Source organism: Micromonospora carbonacea (assembly GCF_014205165.1).
Lineage (GTDB): Bacteria > Actinomycetota > Actinomycetes > Mycobacteriales > Micromonosporaceae > Micromonospora > Micromonospora carbonacea.
In genome coordinates, this window is sequence record NZ_JACHMZ010000001.1 from 6,789,489 (window position 1) to 6,804,683 (window position 15,195).

Here is a 15,195-nt window from a genome sequence, read left to right on the forward strand (position 1 = left end):
TGCCACCCTCGGCCCTCAAGAGCCCAGCGCATGAATGGCCCTGACGGCACCAAGCCCCGCCCGAGCCGGGCGGCGACGGCACCGTGACCCTGCCGCCATCACCGAGCCGAGTGCTCGCGGGTGCTCACACCAAGGCGCAGAATCCGACAATACTCGCATAAAGGGCGGCGGCCGAACAATGATGTCGGGCTATTGTCCCAGCTCAACGGTGGGCCGCCTGGGACTCGAACCCAGAACCTAAGGATTAAAAGTAACCAGAAGCGGATGAAACTCCTCCGCTGCGGCCAAGTGGCCAGGTCGAGTCCTTTGGTCCGGATTCCTGCTGTGCTGTCCAGCCGCGTTCGCGCTGTTCCACGCCAGGTGTACCCGGTGAGGCGTGGTGAACGACGGTGGTCGAGGTCGACGTCCAGGATCCGCGCCGTGAATCCGTCCGTGTCGGCGACATACGAGCACCCGTGGAGCACCCGACGATCTGGTGTCGTCAGCCCTGGCTGGATCGAGCAGCGGCAGTTGGGCATCGGGTGCGGGAAGCCATGTTCGGGCAGGTCGTCGTCGGCGTCGGGGGACTTAGAACTCCTAACTCTGGGTGCGTTGGAGTTGGCGCCAGCAGATGAGGGCGCAGGCGAGGCTGAGGAAGGCTTCGTGGATGTCGTCGCGGATTTCCCAGCGGATGCGCAGGCGGCGGAACCAGTGCAGCCAGGCGATGGTGCGTTCCACGACCCAGCGTTGGGTGCCGAGGCCGGAGCCGTGGGGTGTGCCGCGTCGGGCGATGACCGGGGTGACGCCGCGGGCCCGGACTTGTTGGCGGTGGCTGTCGTAGTCGTAGCCCCGATCGGCGTACAGCCGGTCGGGGCGACGCCTCGGTGGCCCTGGCCGGCCGCCGATCGCGGGGATGGCGTCGAGCAGGGCGGTGGTCTGGGTGGAGTCGTGCCTGTTCCCGCCGGTCAGTGTGACCGCGAGGGGGATGCCGCCGGCGTCGGTGATGACGTGGTGTTTCGAGCCAGGCTTGCGGCGGTCGACCGGGCTCGGACCGGTTTTGGGCCGCCCTTGAGCGCCCGGATGTGGGAGCCGTCGATCACCGCCCTCGACAGGTCCAACTGCCCCGCGCCGCGCAGCCGGGCCAGCAGCAGCTCGTGCAACCGCTGCCACACCCCAGCCTGGTTCCAGTCCCGCAACCGGCGCCAGCAGGTCATCCCGCAGCCGAACCCGAGTTCCTGGGGCAGGTACTCCCAGGGGATCGCGGTGTAGAGCACGAACAGGATCCCGCACAACACCTTCCGGTCATCCAACGGCTTACGCCCCGGGTACCGGCTGCGGCGTGGTGGGCGGGGTGGCAACAGCGGCGCGATCTCGGCCCACAACTCGTCCGAGACGATCCACGGCGGCTGCTCACCCCTCCTCACGTTCAGACGGAACGACCCTCACATCCAGTCGGTTACGCCCAACTCATTAAGTTAGGACCTCTTAGGCCAATCGCGGTCCGGATCGCTCCTTACGCATGGAGTTGTGTGCGGTCCCCACCCGTCGTAGCCGGGTGGTGCGCCAGTGGACGAGGTGTCGCGGGGGTGCGTGGAGTATTGGGGTGGTCGGAGCGAGGAACCCGCAACCAGTCGGCCAGCAGTTCCTCAATACAGGGCCTCGCGCCAGAATTCAAGGCTGTCGCGGACGAGTGGGATGTTCGGGTGGTCGGCTTCAAGGACCCGGAGGAGATCGGGGAGTAAATCCTCGAAGGCGGTGACGGCACCCACCAGATCCCCAGTCTCACCACGCCAGGAGGCGAGATTGCGGCGGGCGGTCAGGGTATCCGGGTGATCGCTTCCGAGGACCCGCAGGAGGTCGGGAAGCAGTGCCTCGTAGGCGGCGACGGCACCTGCCGGATCGCCGGCCTGACCACGCCAGTGGGCGAGGTCGTTACGGGTTGTCAGGACCGCTTGGTGGTCGGCTCCGAGAATCCGCTCTCGATCGCTGAGCAGGTCTTCGTGGGCCGCGACAGCGCCCGCCAAATCCCCACTCTCACTACGCCAGGAGGCAAGGTCGAGGCGGGCGGTCAGGGTATCCGGGTGATCGCTTCCAAGAACCCGGATGAAGTCGGGAAGCAGTGCCTCGTAGGCGGCGGCGGCACCTGCCGGATCGCCAGCCTGACCACGCCAGAAGGCGAGATTGCGGCGGGCGGTCAGGGTATCCAGGTGATTGTTTTCGTGGATCCGGATGAGGTCGGGAAGCAGTGCCTCGTAGGCGGCGACGGCACCTGCCGGATCGCCAGCCTGACCACGCCAGTAGGCCAGGTCGAGGCGAGTAAGCAGGGTATGCGGGTGGTCGGCTCCGAGAACTCGCATCTGGTCGGAGAGCAGTTCCGTAAAACCGACTACGGCACCCGCCGGATTTCCAGCCCGACCGCGCCAGTAGGTGAGGGCGTGACGGGTGCTCAGAGTGCCCGGGTCGTCGGGGCCGAGCACCCGTAGCCGATCGGCGAGAAGCTTCTCGCAGGCCGCAGCGGCGCTAGCTGGATCTCCAGCCTCACCACGCCAGGAGGCAAGATAGTGACGGCTGCTCAGGGTGGTCGGGTGGTCAGGGCCGAGGTGCCCGTTGGCGGTGTTGTACAGGGTGTGGAAATACTCGGCCGCGGCGGCGGCCTGGCCGGTAACACCAAGGCTACGGCCAGCGTCGAACAGGACCTGGTAGGCGCCGTGAGTCCACAGCAAGTGGCCCGTGTAGGCACCCAAGGCGGCGGTATTGGCGCGCAGGGTTTGGGAGTGCTCCCGGTCGCGTTCGATCTTCGGCCAGATCTCGTGCAGGGCGTTGGCTGCGGTCACAGCCAGAACGTCGATGTGATCGCTGCAGGCTTCCCGGACGACCCGTTGTAGGAGTGCATGAACCCGGACGGTGCCGGCACCTGGGGTGATCGTTGCGAGACTGAGTTGGACAAGGTTGTCCAGGGCGTCGGTGACGTCACCGTCCTCGACCGGTTTACCGGTACGTATCTCTAGGTAGGCCCGGACGGCACGAGAAGTGAACACGGTGACGAGAATCCCGTTCCCGTCCAGTAGGGCGGCGAGTTCCAGCACCGGTCGCGCTAGGCCGGTCGGGGACAAGGTGTCGGCCCGGTCGATGGATAGCGACCAGGTGGCGGCAACGGTGTGGGGATAGTCGTCCGGCAAAGCACGGGGAGCCAGTTCGGCCAGGCGCCGACGGCGGTCGACGAGACGGCGGCGATAGCCGGCGCAGGTCATGTTCGTGCGGTCCAGGATGTACGCGGCGGCCTGCGCCAACGCCAGGGGTAGATGCCCGAGGTCGTCGGCCAGGCCGACGGCCTCATCGAGCCGGAACGGGTGGCAGCCGAGCTTCGCGGCCAGGTAGGTGGCGGCCTCGTCGGAGGTGAAGACGTTCACGTCGATACGGCGTCGGCCGGCGATCAGGGCGCTGTCGGTGCTGCGAGTGGTCACCACGGTGCGTCCCGACCTGGTGTTCGGTGGCCATAGACCGCGTAGGTCGTTGGGGTCGGTGACGTCGTCCAGGACGATCAACCATCGGCATTGGCTGGTGGCCAGCCAGGCCAGGAACCGACCGGCAGCATGGTCCGAGCTGGGGCCATCAACGCCGGTGGTGTCAGCGAAGGCCTGAGCGTAGCTGGTGACCACCGCCGAGCGCGATGTCGCGGACACCCACACCAGCAGATCTAGGCCGCCGCTTCCCGACAGGCGATGGGCCAAGCCAGCGGCGAGCTGAGTCTTGCCGACCCCGCCGAGCCCAGCCACCACCTGACACACCACCGCACCGTGGCTGGCCACCGCCGTCTCGAGAATTCGGTCGGCCGCGCGTTCCTGCCTACAGTGTGCCTCTGCCGGCACCACTCCAACCTGATGCGGCCACTTCACCGGGGCACGGCCGTTGATTGTCACCGGCGCATAGAACACCCCGGCGGCACCAGAGTTGGCCGTGACCGCAACCCATGGGGCGTCGGCACCGGGAACGGAAGGCCCTACACCGTCCCCGGTGAGACTGGGGGGACCGACGCCCCCTGCTGAAACGTCACCGGTGCGTAGAACTGCCCCACCGCTCCATGGTTCGCGGCCACGTTGTAGACGCCGGCTCGGGCTCCTGTGGGGTCCGCCTGTGCCAGCACCGCCCGCGCTGCTGTGAGAATCTGTTCATCGGCGTCTGCGCCGACAGCCTGTAGGTCCTCACCGAGACGAGCCCGCCACACCCCCGGGTCGGTGACCCGCCCGTCCAGCCGCCGTACCGCCTGCTCACGACCGTGCAATCGCCTGGCCAGCAGGTCCTTCAGCCCAACGTAAGCGTCCTGCACCGCGCTGGTGGCACCCGCAGTCGCTGCAGCCGCCAAAGCTGCCAGGATCAACTCCACCCCGGTCATCGCACCCTCCACATGAGACTACGATTGTGGCAGCACACGGCCAGCCGCAATACCCCGTTGCCTATTCGCCAGCGGTGGCGGCTGGTGGTCGTGAGGGCACCCGGTAGTTTCGGGTCGAATGCGGTTTCTGTCTTCGATCGGAGAGTCGGCTTCGTGTCGCATATCGAGAAGATCACCGGTGAGTTGCGTGCGCTCTCGACGGGTGTCGAGCGTGCGCAGGGTCTGGTGGCTGCTGCCCGCGATCAGGCGCAGGAGGTGGCGCTGCGGGCTGCGGGTGCCGGTTTCGTCGCGGTGGCGGCGGGGCTGACGCGGGTCGGCAGCGCCATCGCGGAAATCCAGGGCGGCCTGGCCAGTGTTTCCGCTTCGATCGGGGAGGCGACGAAGGCCACCGCGGCCGTGCCGCGCGAGGCCACCTCGCAGGAGACGATCGCCGGGTTGGCCCCTGTTCAGGCCGCGGTGGGCAGCGCGCGCGACGCCACGGCCGGCGTCATCGCCCAAGTCGGTGAGGCACAGCAGCTCGTTGCCATGATCCTTCAGGGCGGGCAGCCCGGTCCGCTGCTCCAGTCCCTCGACGGCATCAGGCAAGTCCTGGTCCTGGTGGTCCAACGCACCGGCACCGCCCGGCAACATGTCGAGGCGGCGATCGCCGAGGCGCGACAGCTCGGCTCCTCGGGAAACTGACCGGGGCCGGCGGTCCCACACCGACCGGCCCGACCCCGTCCCCGACCAGCACCCCGGCTGGTCCAGCTACCGGCCTCGACGGTGACGGCTTCGCTGGGCGTGGCCCCGCCCCGTGGACCAGGCAACCCACCGGTGTCCCCGGCGGGTCACCGACAGGACCGCGTACGCGGATCCCGCCGCAGGAGGACGAGAGCGTGCGGCGGTCGCTGGAGTTGGAGAACGCGTGCGCCGACACAGTCGCCGAGCGGGGCTACCGGGTCCACCAGAACCCTACGAAGCGGGAGATCGCCGAGGCGCGGCTGAACACCGGCGACGTCGGGAAGCCGGACAAGGACCCCGACTATCTGATCGAAGGCCACGTCTTCGACTGCTACGCACCGAATCCGGCGAAGGCCGTGCGCGGCATCTGGACGGAGGTGTCGGGGAAGGTGGCCAGCCAGCAGACCCAACGGGTGGTGCTGAACCTACGGGACTGGCGCGGTGACCTCACCGCTCTCCAGAAGCAGTTCGACGACTGGCCGATCCACCAGCTCAAAGAGCTCGCTGCGGTGACCCGCAGCGGTGAGATCATTCAACTCGTACGGCGAGACTGAGAAGGCGGGCGGCACGTGGCTATCGAGTACCGATTGACACTGGCGGGAGACATCCCGCTGGAACGGGTGGCCGAACTCGTCGCACCGGCAGGATTCGAGGAGTCGACCCTGCCCGGCTGTCCACGACTGCTCGGCGCGGACCTGCAGGACACGTCCGGATACACGGTCAGCATCTACGGCGGCAGCGATGGCTACTTCGACGCCGAAGACGACGACGGCACCCAGTGGGAGTGGGAACCCGACCGGCATGTGAACGTCGTCTTCCACATGCCGAAGGACGACCCGTCCGGTAGGTCGGTGCCCGACATGGCCACGGCGGTGGCCCGCGTGCTCGCCGGCCGGCCGGAGGACGCCGCGCTGGTGTTGAACGGCAACTGGCTGCTCCTCACCCGCATCGCCGGCACCCTGCGCAGACACCGCCACGCCTGGTGGGACAACTACGGCATCAACGACATCTCCCTGTAGCTGCGTTACCGCAAGCGCGAGCCAGAAGAGCGGGTAGCGCTGTCGATACCAGCCGGAGGGTAACGGCGGGCAGGATAGACACGTGCGGATGCTGGTGCTGGGTGGCTCGTGGTTCGTCGGGCGTGTCGTCGTAGAGGACGCGGTCGAGCGGGGGCTGGAGGTGACGGTCTTCCATCGCGGTCTGTCTGGCGCAACGCACTCCGATGCGCAGGTGCTTTATGGGGACCGCGAGAACCTCGATGACCTTCGGCGGCTGGCCCGACAGGGGCCGTGGGACGTCGTGGTCGATGCGGCGGGCAGTGTTCCGGCGGTGGTGAGCGCCTCGGCAGAGATCCTGGCCCATGTTGCCGACCGGCTGGTGTACGTGTCGACGATCTCGGCGTACCGGGATTGGCCGCACGCCCCGGTGGACGAGGGCTCGGCGCTGTGGGACGGCGATCCGGATCTGGACCCGGGTACGCGTGCCTGGGATCCGGACGCGTACGGCCCACTGAAGGTCGGGTGTGAAGTGGCCTGTCGCCGTGCCTTCGGCGACGATCGCCTGCTGATCTTGCGTCCGCACGTCGTTCTGGGCCGCTACGAGTACGTGGGACGGCTGCCGTGGTGGCTGGGGCGGATGCGGCGCGGTGGTCGGGTTCTGGCACCCTCGCCGGACCGTTCGATCCAGCCGGTCGACGTACGAGATCTGTCTCGCTTCCTGCTCTACCAGGTCGAGGCTGGAGCGCGCGGCGTCTTCAACGTCGCGGCGCCTCCCGGCGGGGAGACGTACGGTGACATGCTGCGCGCGTGCGCGCAGGTCGTCGCTGACGACGCGGTCGAGCCTGCCGAGCTGGTCTGGGTCGACGAGGACTGGTTGGTCGCCCAAGGCGTGACGCAGTGGACTGAGCTGCCGCTGTGGCGGAACGCGGCTGCGCCGTGGGGCATGAGCGTCGACCGCGCGGTGGCGACTGGACTACGGACACGGCCATTGGCGGAGACGGTGCTCGACACGTGGGAGTGGCTCGCCGGCGGCGGCCAGCCCGTCGCACACGAGCGTTTCGCGGAGCACGGCATCGCCCCCGAGTGGGAGGCGGCGCTCATCAGGCGCTTCCTTGCAGAGCGTTCCGGTTGACGTCCTCGACGCTGGTGACCAGCGACTTGGCAAAGGCGCGGTTGATCTTCGGATCGCGGATGGCAACGTAGCGGGCGATCGGGCGATATCCGATGGCGTGGAACAGCCGGATCGCGGCGTGGTTGCGTACGCCGGTCTCCAGGATGATCCGGCGAGCGCCGCGAGCACCGGCGTGCTCCTCCAGCGAACTCAGAATGGTCGACCCGATGCTGAGTCCGCGGGCGTCGGGAAGCGCGTAGAGCTTCTTGATCTCGATGGTGCCGGCTGTCCGCTCGTACCAGCGGTAGCCGCCGCAGCCAGCGGGGGCACCTCGGTGGTAGGCGACGACGAAGTGCCCGTGGGGGTGGGCGTACTCGGCCGGATCCGCCTCGACGGGATCGGCGAACCCGTAGCGTTCGACCTGCTCCTGGTAGAAGGCCGCTAACAGCCGTACCGCGTCCGGATGGTCGTAGGCGCGCGCGATCACCTCCACCTCGCCGATCTTGTGGATCGACGACGGCGGGCGATGGGACCTCATCGTCATGTACGCGATAATGCCTCATCGAGCTGCGGAAGGAACTCGGCAACGACACCCGATCGTGCTCGGCGGGCCAGGGCAGGGCGCAGCGATCGCAGGTAGGTGCGGCCTCGCGGCGACTGGACCTGGGAGAGCAGCCCGACGGCGGTGCGCATCGCGTCGACCGACTCTCGGAGATCGCCGTTGAGCAGGTGCGCCCGCGCGAGGAAGGTCGTGTGCAGCAGCGCCGAGCGTGGGTAGGCGGTGGCCTGTGGGTCTGTCCCGACCGACGCGAGCGAGCCGACTGCGCCGCTGAGCGTATCGATCGCCTCTCCGAGCAGGCGTTTCCGGTTGGAGGTGGCCCGTTCGGCGAGGGCGACGAGCCCTTGGCCGGCCTCTGCGGCGAGCTGCGCGGGGGCAAGGTAATACAGGAAGGACGGGGTGTCTCGTCGTTGGCGTTCGGTCAGCAGCCGCGTCGCCTCCTCGGAGCTGCGCCGGAAACGGGCCAGGTCACCGTCGGCCGCGGCGGCGGTGGCTTCCCTGCCGAGCAGGCGGGCACGCAGCACCGGATCGCCCCTGCCGGATTCTCGTTCGGCGGCCTCGGCGAGCAGGAGCGCCTGGTTGCCGTGACCGGCGAAGGCGGAGACGTAGCTGAGCATGCCGATGGCGTTGGCAGCCCGGTCGGTGGCCTTGACGGCGCGGCAGACACCGATGCTCAGCAGCAGGAAACGCTCGGCGGGGCCGTAGCGCCCGGAGTCGAACTGGAGCCACCCGAGCAGTTGGGCGAGGTCGGCCACGATGGTGAGCAGTTGTCGGCCGACTCTCGGCTCGTAGTTCGCGTACTGGAACAGGTCGAGCACGCTTCTCATCTCGGCGGTGACGTACCGCAAGCTCAGGGCTCCGCCGCCGTGCCGGTCGTCGAGGCGTCGTAGCGCGGAGACGTGTGAGGAGATGAGTTCGACCTGTTCAGGCAGGACGCGCTCGCGGCCTGCGTGGTCGCGTGGCGTGAAAACGGCGCCACGGAGTTGGTCGAGCACCGCCATGGTCAGGTCGGGGCCGGAGGAGCCGACGAACGAAGTGTGTGGTGTCGTGGCGGTGGCGCTGAGATCGCTGAGCCGGCCGATCAGGTCGTCGACGCAGGAGATGCCGTCGAGGCTGCCGGCCGCGTCACGGGCCGCCTTGTCGGCTCCGCCTGAAAACTGACCCCGTGGTTCCGGCTGAATCTTGACCCCTTTCGGAAGCATCGGGAGGTGCTGAGCGTGGAGGACTGGGCGGAGATCCGTCGGTTGCACCGGGCGGAGCGGATGGCGATCAAGGCTATCTGTCGGCGGCTGGGTGTCTCGCGGAACACGGTGCGCAAGGCCTTGGCCAGTCATGAGCCGCCTCGCTATCAGCGGGCGGCGAAGGGTTCGATCGTGGACGCGGTCGAGCCGCAGATCAGGGCGTTGTTGGCCGAGTTCCCGGACATGCCGACGACGGTGATCATGGAACGGGTCGGGTGGACCCGCGGCAAGACGGTGTTCGCTGATCGGGTGCAGCAGCTGCGGCCGTTGTTCCGCCGACCCGACCCGGCGCAGCGGACGGAGTATCTGCCCGGTGAGCTGGCGCAGTGCGATCTGTGGTTCCCGCCAGCGGACGTGCCGTTGGGCTTCGGGCAGGTCGGTCGGCCGCCGGTGCTGGTGATGGTGTCCGGGTATTCGCGGTGGCTGTCGGCGGTGATGATCCCGTCGCGGCAGTCGGCGGACCTGCTGGTCGGGCACTGGACGCTGATCTCCGGGTGGGGCCGGGTGCCGAAGGCTTTGGTGTGGGACAACGAGTCCGCCGTCGGGCAGTGGCGGGGCGGCAGGCCTCAGCTGACGGAGGCGATGAACGCCTTCCGCGGGACCCTCGGTATCAAGGTGATCCAGTGCCGGCCGGCGGACCCGGAGGCCAAGGGCCTGGTCGAGCGGGCCAACGGCTATCTGGAGACCTCGTTCCTGCCCGGACGCCGATTCGCCTCACCGCAGGACTTCAACGTCCAGATGTCCGAGTGGTTGGTGCGGGCGAACAACCGCCAGCATCGGATGCTGGGCTGCCGGCCGGCTGAGCGGTGGGACGCCGACCTGCAGGTGATGCTGCCGCTGCCGCCGGTCGCGCCGGTGGTCGGCTGGCGGCAGACCACTCGGCTGCCCCGCGATCACTACGTTCGCGTGGACGGCAACGACTACTCGGTGCACCCATCCGTGGTCGGGCGACGGGTCGAGGTCACCGCCGACGGCGACCAGGTGGCGGTGTTCTGCGACGGCCGGACGGTGGCCCGGCATGACCGCTGCTGGGCCAAGCATCAGAGCATCACCGACCCCGCCCACCGGCAAGCCGCCGCGGACCTGCGCGTCGCCGCCCAACACAAGCCGACGACCGCGGTCGACGCCCAGGTCGAACGCCGGCCGCTGAGTGACTACGACCGCCTGTTCGGCCTGGACGTTGAGGTGGCTGCGTGATGGCCGCCAAGACCAGCCGCAACGTCGCCTCGGAGATCGCGTTCCTCACCCGCGCACTGAAGGCGCCGTCCCTGGCCGCCTCCGTCGAACGCCTGGCGGAGCGGGCCCGGGCCGAGTCGTGGACGCATGAGGAGTTCCTCGCCGCCTGCCTGCAACGCGAAGTCGCCGCCCGCGAAGCCCACGGCGGTGAGGGCCGCATCCGCGCAGCGAGGTTCCCGGCCCGCAAGAGCCTGGAGGAGTTCGACTTCGACCACCAACGGTCCCTGAAGCGGGAGACGATCGCCCACCTGGGCACCCTCGACTTCGTGGCGTCGAAGGAGAACGTCGTCTTCTTGGGCCCTCCCGGCACCGGCAAGACCCATCTGTCCATCGGCCTGGGGATCCGGGCCTGTCAGGCCGGGCACCGGGTCGCGTTCGCCACCGCCGCCCAATGGGTGTCCCGCCTCGCTGACGCCCACCACGCCGGCCGCCTGCAAGACGAGCTCGTGAAGCTCGGCCGGATCCCGCTGCTGATCGTCGACGAGGTCGGCTACATCCCCTTCGAAGCCGAAGCGGCGAACCTGTTCTTCCAGCTCGTCTCCAACCGCTACGAACGAGCCAGCCTGATCGTCACCAGCAACAAACCCTTCGGCCGGTGGGGCGAAGTGTTCGGCGACGACGTAGTCGCCGCAGCCATGATCGACCGCCTCGTCCACCACGCCGAGGTCATCTCGATGAAGGGCGACAGCTACCGGCTCAAAGACCGCGACCTCGGCCGCGTCCCCGCAGCCACCAAGACCAACGACTGAACATCAACAACCAGCAAGGGGGTCAACATTCGACCGGAACACAGGGGTCAAAGTTCAGCCGGCGTTGACACGCCTCTCCGCCGCCGTCACGTCCCGGCCAGAGTTGGGCGGCTGTGACGGCGAAGCCGAGCTGTTCGGACAGCACGGCCGCCGCCACGTCAGGGATCGGCGGGCGTGGCCGGAAACCTCGACGCAGCCAGGAGTACGCCGCCGTCGGGTCGAGCCGGTACTTGTCGCGGCCCTGCCGGGACAGGTGGCCGTTGATCGCGTTCACCAGCTGGCGGGGTCCCCACTCGGCAAGGCGCAGCGCGTCCGCGAGGGATATCGGCGTGTGGACCATTGACACCTCCCGCTGTCGCCTCGCAGTCGCACGGTAGTCGTCCCTTCACGAAGCGCCTACCCCGAAACGGCGGCGGACGGTGAAGTTCACGGGGTTCACGCGAAGGTCGGCGACGTTCCCGCTGTTCACGGCATCGTTTGCGGTCGATTGGGCGCGGTGGCTGCTGGACTGAGTCGCAAGCAGTTGTCCGACTGCGGATCCGTCCGAGTCCGACGGAGGCCAAGGATGCGTACCTCAGCGATGACCCAGGCCCGCGCGCCGTGGGAGTGGGAGTTCGACTGGCACCTGACCAACAGGTGCAACTTCTTCTGCGAGTACTGCCACCCGCAGATCCGCTACGTGCTCAACCGCAAGCACCTCGACGAGCCGACCCCGGAGCTGGTGGTCCGGCGCTTCGACGAGCTGGGCAAGGTCTGCCTGGTGCACATGTCCGGCGGCGAGCCGTTCATGTTCCCCGGCTTCGTCGAGCTGTGCCGGGGCCTGGCCGGCAACCACTTCATCAGCATCAACACCAACCTCGCCTCCGACGACGTGGCGGCCTTCGCCGAGCGTGTCCCGGCGGACCGGGTGGCGAAGATCGTCGCCGCGATCCACCAGCCCGAGCGCGAGCTGCGCGGGCTGGAACTCGACGCCTACGCCCGCAACTACCTGATCCTTCGGCGCGCGGGTTTCGACGTGACCGCCCTGTACGTGCTCTACCCGCCGCTGCTCGGTCGCTTCGCCGCCGACCTGGACCGGCTGCGCGAGCTGGGTGTGGACCACGTCCGGGCCAAGGTGTTCAAGGGCGTGTACGAGGGCGTCCGTTACCCGGAGGGTTACACCGACGAGCAGAAGGCACTGGTGCTGGCGAACTCCGGCGAGTACGTCTTCAACCGGCCCTACCTCGACGGGATGCTCTCCTTCCGGGGCCAGGCGTGCACCGCCGGTGTCACCTCGTTCAAGGTCACCGTCACCGGTGACGTACGCCGGTGCGCCTCCGTGCCCACCAGCTACGGGAACCTCTACGACGGCACCTTCCGCCCCGCGCACGTGAACGAGCCGTGTCCCGCCAAGCGGGTGCTGGTCCTGTCGCAGTGCCTGTCCTACCTCGTCGATCCTCCCGTCCGCCCCGAACAGGGCGTCGACCCGGACGACCTCTGACCCGAAGGGCATCCTCATGCAGATCGCGATCCGTCATGCCTGCGTCGACCCGGACGACCAGCCGTTCGACGTCGCCGAACGCAAGGGCGTCGGCCACCCGGACAGCCTCGCCGACCTCGTCGCCGACGCCTTCTCCCGGCGATACTCGTCCTGGTGCCTGCGCGAGTTCGGCGCGATCCCCAACCACTGGGTCGACAAGGTGAACCTCGTCGGCGCCGCCGCCGACGTCCGCTTCGGTGGCTTCGACATCCTCAAGCCCGCCGACTGCTACCTCTTCGGAAAGATCACCGACCAGGTTGGGGCCACGCAGGTGCCGATCGAGGAGATCTTCCGGGCGGTCGTCCTCGACGTCCTCCCGGCCGCTCTCGGCGAGCGCCGCATCCTCGAACACCTCCGCCTGCACATCAACAACACACGCGGCACCGCCGTCGACCACGACCGGAGGTTCTACCGCCCGGACGCGGCGCTGGACATCAACGCCGTGCTCGCGACCGAGTCCGTCGCCAACGACACCGTCGTCTGCGTCGGCACCAGCCGGCGTGGCCTCGCCGCCGATCTCGCGATCCGACTGGAACGCCGGCTCACCGCCGAGGAGTTTCGACAGGCCGTGCCGGCTGCCGGGACCGACGTGAAGGTCATGGTGGTCCGAATCGGCTCGGCGTTGGAGGTCACGGCCGCCGTGCCGTTCCATCCCGAACTGGTCGGCTCCTGGCCGGCGTACCGGACCGCGCTCGCCGACGCGCAGAGCGTCGTCTCCGCCGAGCTGAAGTCCCTGCTCGACCAGGAGCCCCGAGCCCGGCACGTCACCGGCCTGTCGCTGCATCTCAACACCAAGGACGTCCCCGGCCGCGGCTACCTGGCACCGTTTGGCACCTCACTCGGCAAGGGCGACTGCGGCGCGGTCGGCCGTGGCAACCGGTACAGCGGCGTCATCGAGCCGCTCCGCCCGGCCAGCGGTGAGGCGCCGGCCGGCAAGAACCCGGTGCACCACGCCGGCAAGATCTACACCGCGCTCGCCGCCGAGGCCGCCGAGCGGGTGCTGGCCGAAACGTCGGCGTACGCCGAAGTCACCATCGCCGCCCGCAACGGCGGCCAACTCGGCGCTCCCGCCCACGTCCTGGTCTCGGTGGACCGCGAGGTCGACGCCGCCACCGTGGCCGGGATCGACGGGGTGGTGCGGCGCGCCATCGCCGGGGCCCCGGCCTTCGCCGCCCGGTTCCTCGCCGCCGAGCCACTGACCCGGTTCCGGGACGGGGTTGCCCTGTGACGACGAAGATCCTGTCCGAGGTGCACCAACGACACCTCGCCGCCCTCCTTGATCAGCCTGCGGTCATCGACGCGGAAGGCCTCCGCATCGGCTCGCAGTACGTCATGTTCTTCGCCGAAGCCGACCTGATGCGCGAGCACGTCGCCCGCCTCACCGAGGGCTTCAGCCGTCCCGACGTGTTGGAGGTGGGACTCGGCCTCGGCGTGTTCGCCGCGCAACTGTCGAAGCGAGAGGTCGGCTCGTACACCGCGATCGAACCGCATCCCGGCGTGGCTCTGGCCGCTCGGACGCGGCTGGTCGAAGCCTTCGACGCGCCCATGCGGGTGTACATCGACCCATGGCAGCTCGTGACGCTGCCAATCGAGGCCTTCGACGCGATCATGTACGACACCTGGCCGCCGGACGGCCACGCCGATCCGGACTTCGCCGAGTTCGTCGCCAACGTCGCAATTCCCTGCCTGCGCCCCGGTGGCCGGTTCAGCTTCTTCCACAGCGGCACCGCGATCAGCCCGGCCCGCCGCGCCGTCCTCGACCGGCACTTCACGGAGTGGACCACCCACCCGCACACCATGCCGGCCGAGCAGACCCCACCGCACTGGACCAAACCCAGCCGCGACTTCCTGATCCCGATCGCCACGAAAGGCCGCACTCGATGACCACCCCGATCGCGCCGGCGGTCACCGCGCAGCAGATCGACCGGTTCGCCTCGCACGGCTACCTCGTCCTGCCGGACCTGATCCCGCCCGCTGCCATCCAGGGCCTCCGCGTCAAGGCCGACGAGATTCTCGGTGACCGACTTGCCCGGATGGTGGCCTCCAGGACGCTCGACCCGCGCGTCACCTGGTGGCGCCTAGCCAGCGGCAAGCCGTACATCCTCAAGGTCAAGCCCGTGGTCGACCTGTCCCCCGCCGCCACGTCGGTGGCCGACGCCCCTGCGTTGCGCACCGTCGTCGCCGACCTCCTCGGTGCGCCCCCGACGCTGATGGACAACAAGCTGATGTACAAGCAAACCGTCGACGTCACCGCAGGCTGGGCGGCACTGCCGGTGCTGGGCGAGGAGGTCCGCAAGCACACCGACGCCGCCTACTACGCGACACGTGGCTACCCACGGGTGCTCACCGTCGCCGTCTGCCTCGACCCCTGCACCGAGAAGGCCGGCGCGCTGCGGGTCTGGCCCGGCAGCCACCGCCGCGCCATCGAGATGATCCCGACGGACAACCAGGGGCCCGTCGTACCCGACGCCGCCGCCCCCGACACGACGGCCGTGACCCTGGTCGCCGCGCCCGGCACGGTCCTGATCTGGGACGCCGCCCTGGTCCACGCCAGCGGACCCAACACCTCCGGTCACCCACGCCGGCTGCTCGTGCTCGGCTACAGCCCCGCCCACCCGAACCACGGGACACCGCGATGAAGACCCTCATGCTCGGCGCCAGCGCCCGCGACCCGGACATGATCGAACGGT

The 15,195-nt window shown here is 68.9% G+C and carries 16 protein-coding genes; 10 read left to right on the forward strand and 6 right to left on the reverse strand.

Annotated elements, in window-relative coordinates; all coding sequences use genetic code 11:
• Positions 1 to 576: 576 nt before the first annotated feature.
• From HDA31_RS28405 to HDA31_RS28415, 3 genes are all read right to left on the reverse strand, one after another.
• Positions 577 to 1,376, reverse strand: a protein-coding gene (locus HDA31_RS28405; protein WP_219825068.1) for an IS5 family transposase whose coding sequence is annotated in 2 segments (ribosomal slippage) — positions 577 to 1,040 and positions 1,040 to 1,376 — 801 coding nt in all. Because the reading frame shifts where the segments join, the coding sequence is not laid out codon by codon here.
• A 249-nt stretch (positions 1,377 to 1,625) separates the two neighbouring features.
• Positions 1,626 to 3,914 carry a tetratricopeptide repeat protein gene (locus HDA31_RS33245; protein ID WP_221486710.1) on the reverse strand — a complete coding sequence of 763 codons (2,289 nt, stop codon included), beginning with the start codon at positions 3,912 to 3,914 and terminating at the stop codon, positions 1,626 to 1,628.
• A 65-nt stretch (positions 3,915 to 3,979) separates the two neighbouring features.
• Positions 3,980 to 4,372 carry a Het-E N-terminal domain-containing protein gene (locus HDA31_RS28415; protein WP_178062900.1) on the reverse strand — a complete coding sequence of 131 codons (393 nt, stop codon included), beginning with the start codon at positions 4,370 to 4,372 and terminating at the stop codon, positions 3,980 to 3,982.
• A 153-nt stretch (positions 4,373 to 4,525) separates the two neighbouring features.
• On the opposite strand from HDA31_RS28415, the gene HDA31_RS28420 reads away from it, so the two are divergent.
• The 4 genes from HDA31_RS28420 (at position 4,526) to HDA31_RS28435 (ending at position 7,222) form a co-directional block, all read left to right on the forward strand.
• Entirely contained in the window at positions 4,526 to 5,053 is a 528-nt protein-coding gene (locus tag HDA31_RS28420; protein WP_178062899.1) for a DUF6244 family protein, read from the forward strand.
• A 194-nt stretch (positions 5,054 to 5,247) separates the two neighbouring features.
• Positions 5,248 to 5,646 (forward strand): CdiA C-terminal domain-containing protein, encoded by a 399-nt coding sequence (locus HDA31_RS28425; RefSeq protein WP_246384262.1) that lies wholly within the window; start codon positions 5,248 to 5,250, stop codon positions 5,644 to 5,646.
• A 15-nt stretch (positions 5,647 to 5,661) separates the two neighbouring features.
• Positions 5,662 to 6,111: a SitI3 family protein gene (locus HDA31_RS28430; protein ID WP_178062898.1), complete on the forward strand. Its 450-nt coding sequence runs from the start codon at positions 5,662 to 5,664 to the stop codon at positions 6,109 to 6,111.
• A gap of 88 nt (positions 6,112 to 6,199) precedes the next feature.
• Entirely contained in the window at positions 6,200 to 7,222 is a 1,023-nt protein-coding gene (locus HDA31_RS28435; RefSeq protein WP_178067018.1) for an NAD-dependent epimerase/dehydratase family protein, read from the forward strand.
• Here the strand turns inward: HDA31_RS28435 and HDA31_RS28440 are convergent.
• Positions 7,191 to 7,745 (reverse strand): GNAT family N-acetyltransferase, encoded by a 555-nt coding sequence (locus HDA31_RS28440; protein ID WP_246384261.1) that lies wholly within the window; start codon positions 7,743 to 7,745, stop codon positions 7,191 to 7,193. The two genes, HDA31_RS28435 and HDA31_RS28440, sit on opposite strands and share 32 nt — an antisense overlap.
• Entirely contained in the window at positions 7,742 to 8,962 is a 1,221-nt protein-coding gene (locus HDA31_RS28445; protein ID WP_178062897.1) for an NsdA family TPR-like regulatory protein, read from the reverse strand. Before HDA31_RS28445 ends, HDA31_RS28440 begins: the two co-directional genes overlap by 4 nt.
• 6 nt (positions 8,963 to 8,968) lie before the next feature.
• On the opposite strand from HDA31_RS28445, the gene istA reads away from it, so the two are divergent.
• On the forward strand, positions 8,969 to 10,198 hold the full coding sequence (gene istA, locus HDA31_RS28450) for an IS21 family transposase (RefSeq protein WP_178062896.1): 1,230 nt from the start codon (positions 8,969 to 8,971) through the stop codon (positions 10,196 to 10,198).
• Entirely contained in the window at positions 10,198 to 10,986 is a 789-nt protein-coding gene (istB, locus tag HDA31_RS28455; protein WP_178062895.1) for an IS21-like element helper ATPase IstB, read from the forward strand. Before istA ends, istB begins: the two co-directional genes overlap by 1 nt.
• Positions 10,987 to 11,008: 22 nt before the next feature.
• Here the strand turns inward: istB and HDA31_RS28460 are convergent, their stop codons facing one another.
• Positions 11,009 to 11,326 (reverse strand): hypothetical protein, encoded by a 318-nt coding sequence (locus HDA31_RS28460; protein WP_246384260.1) that lies wholly within the window; start codon positions 11,324 to 11,326, stop codon positions 11,009 to 11,011.
• Positions 11,327 to 11,566: 240 nt separating this feature from the next.
• Between HDA31_RS28460 and HDA31_RS28465 the strand changes: the two genes are divergently transcribed.
• Genes HDA31_RS28465 through HDA31_RS28480 form a run of 4 tightly spaced genes read left to right on the forward strand, consistent with a single transcriptional unit; the run spans position 11,567 to position 15,144 of the window.
• Positions 11,567 to 12,466 (forward strand): radical SAM protein, encoded by a 900-nt coding sequence (locus HDA31_RS28465; protein ID WP_178067016.1) that lies wholly within the window; start codon positions 11,567 to 11,569, stop codon positions 12,464 to 12,466.
• A gap of 16 nt (positions 12,467 to 12,482) precedes the next feature.
• Entirely contained in the window at positions 12,483 to 13,733 is a 1,251-nt protein-coding gene (locus HDA31_RS28470; protein ID WP_178062894.1) for a methionine adenosyltransferase, read from the forward strand.
• Entirely contained in the window at positions 13,730 to 14,389 is a 660-nt protein-coding gene (locus tag HDA31_RS28475; RefSeq protein WP_178062893.1) for a class I SAM-dependent methyltransferase, read from the forward strand. The genes HDA31_RS28470 and HDA31_RS28475 overlap by 4 nt, the downstream gene beginning before the upstream one ends.
• Complete coding sequence (locus tag HDA31_RS28480; protein WP_178062892.1) at positions 14,386 to 15,144, forward strand: phytanoyl-CoA dioxygenase family protein; 759 nt, start codon at positions 14,386 to 14,388, stop codon at positions 15,142 to 15,144. The genes HDA31_RS28475 and HDA31_RS28480 overlap by 4 nt, the downstream gene beginning before the upstream one ends.
• Positions 15,145 to 15,195: the final 51 nt, after the last annotated feature.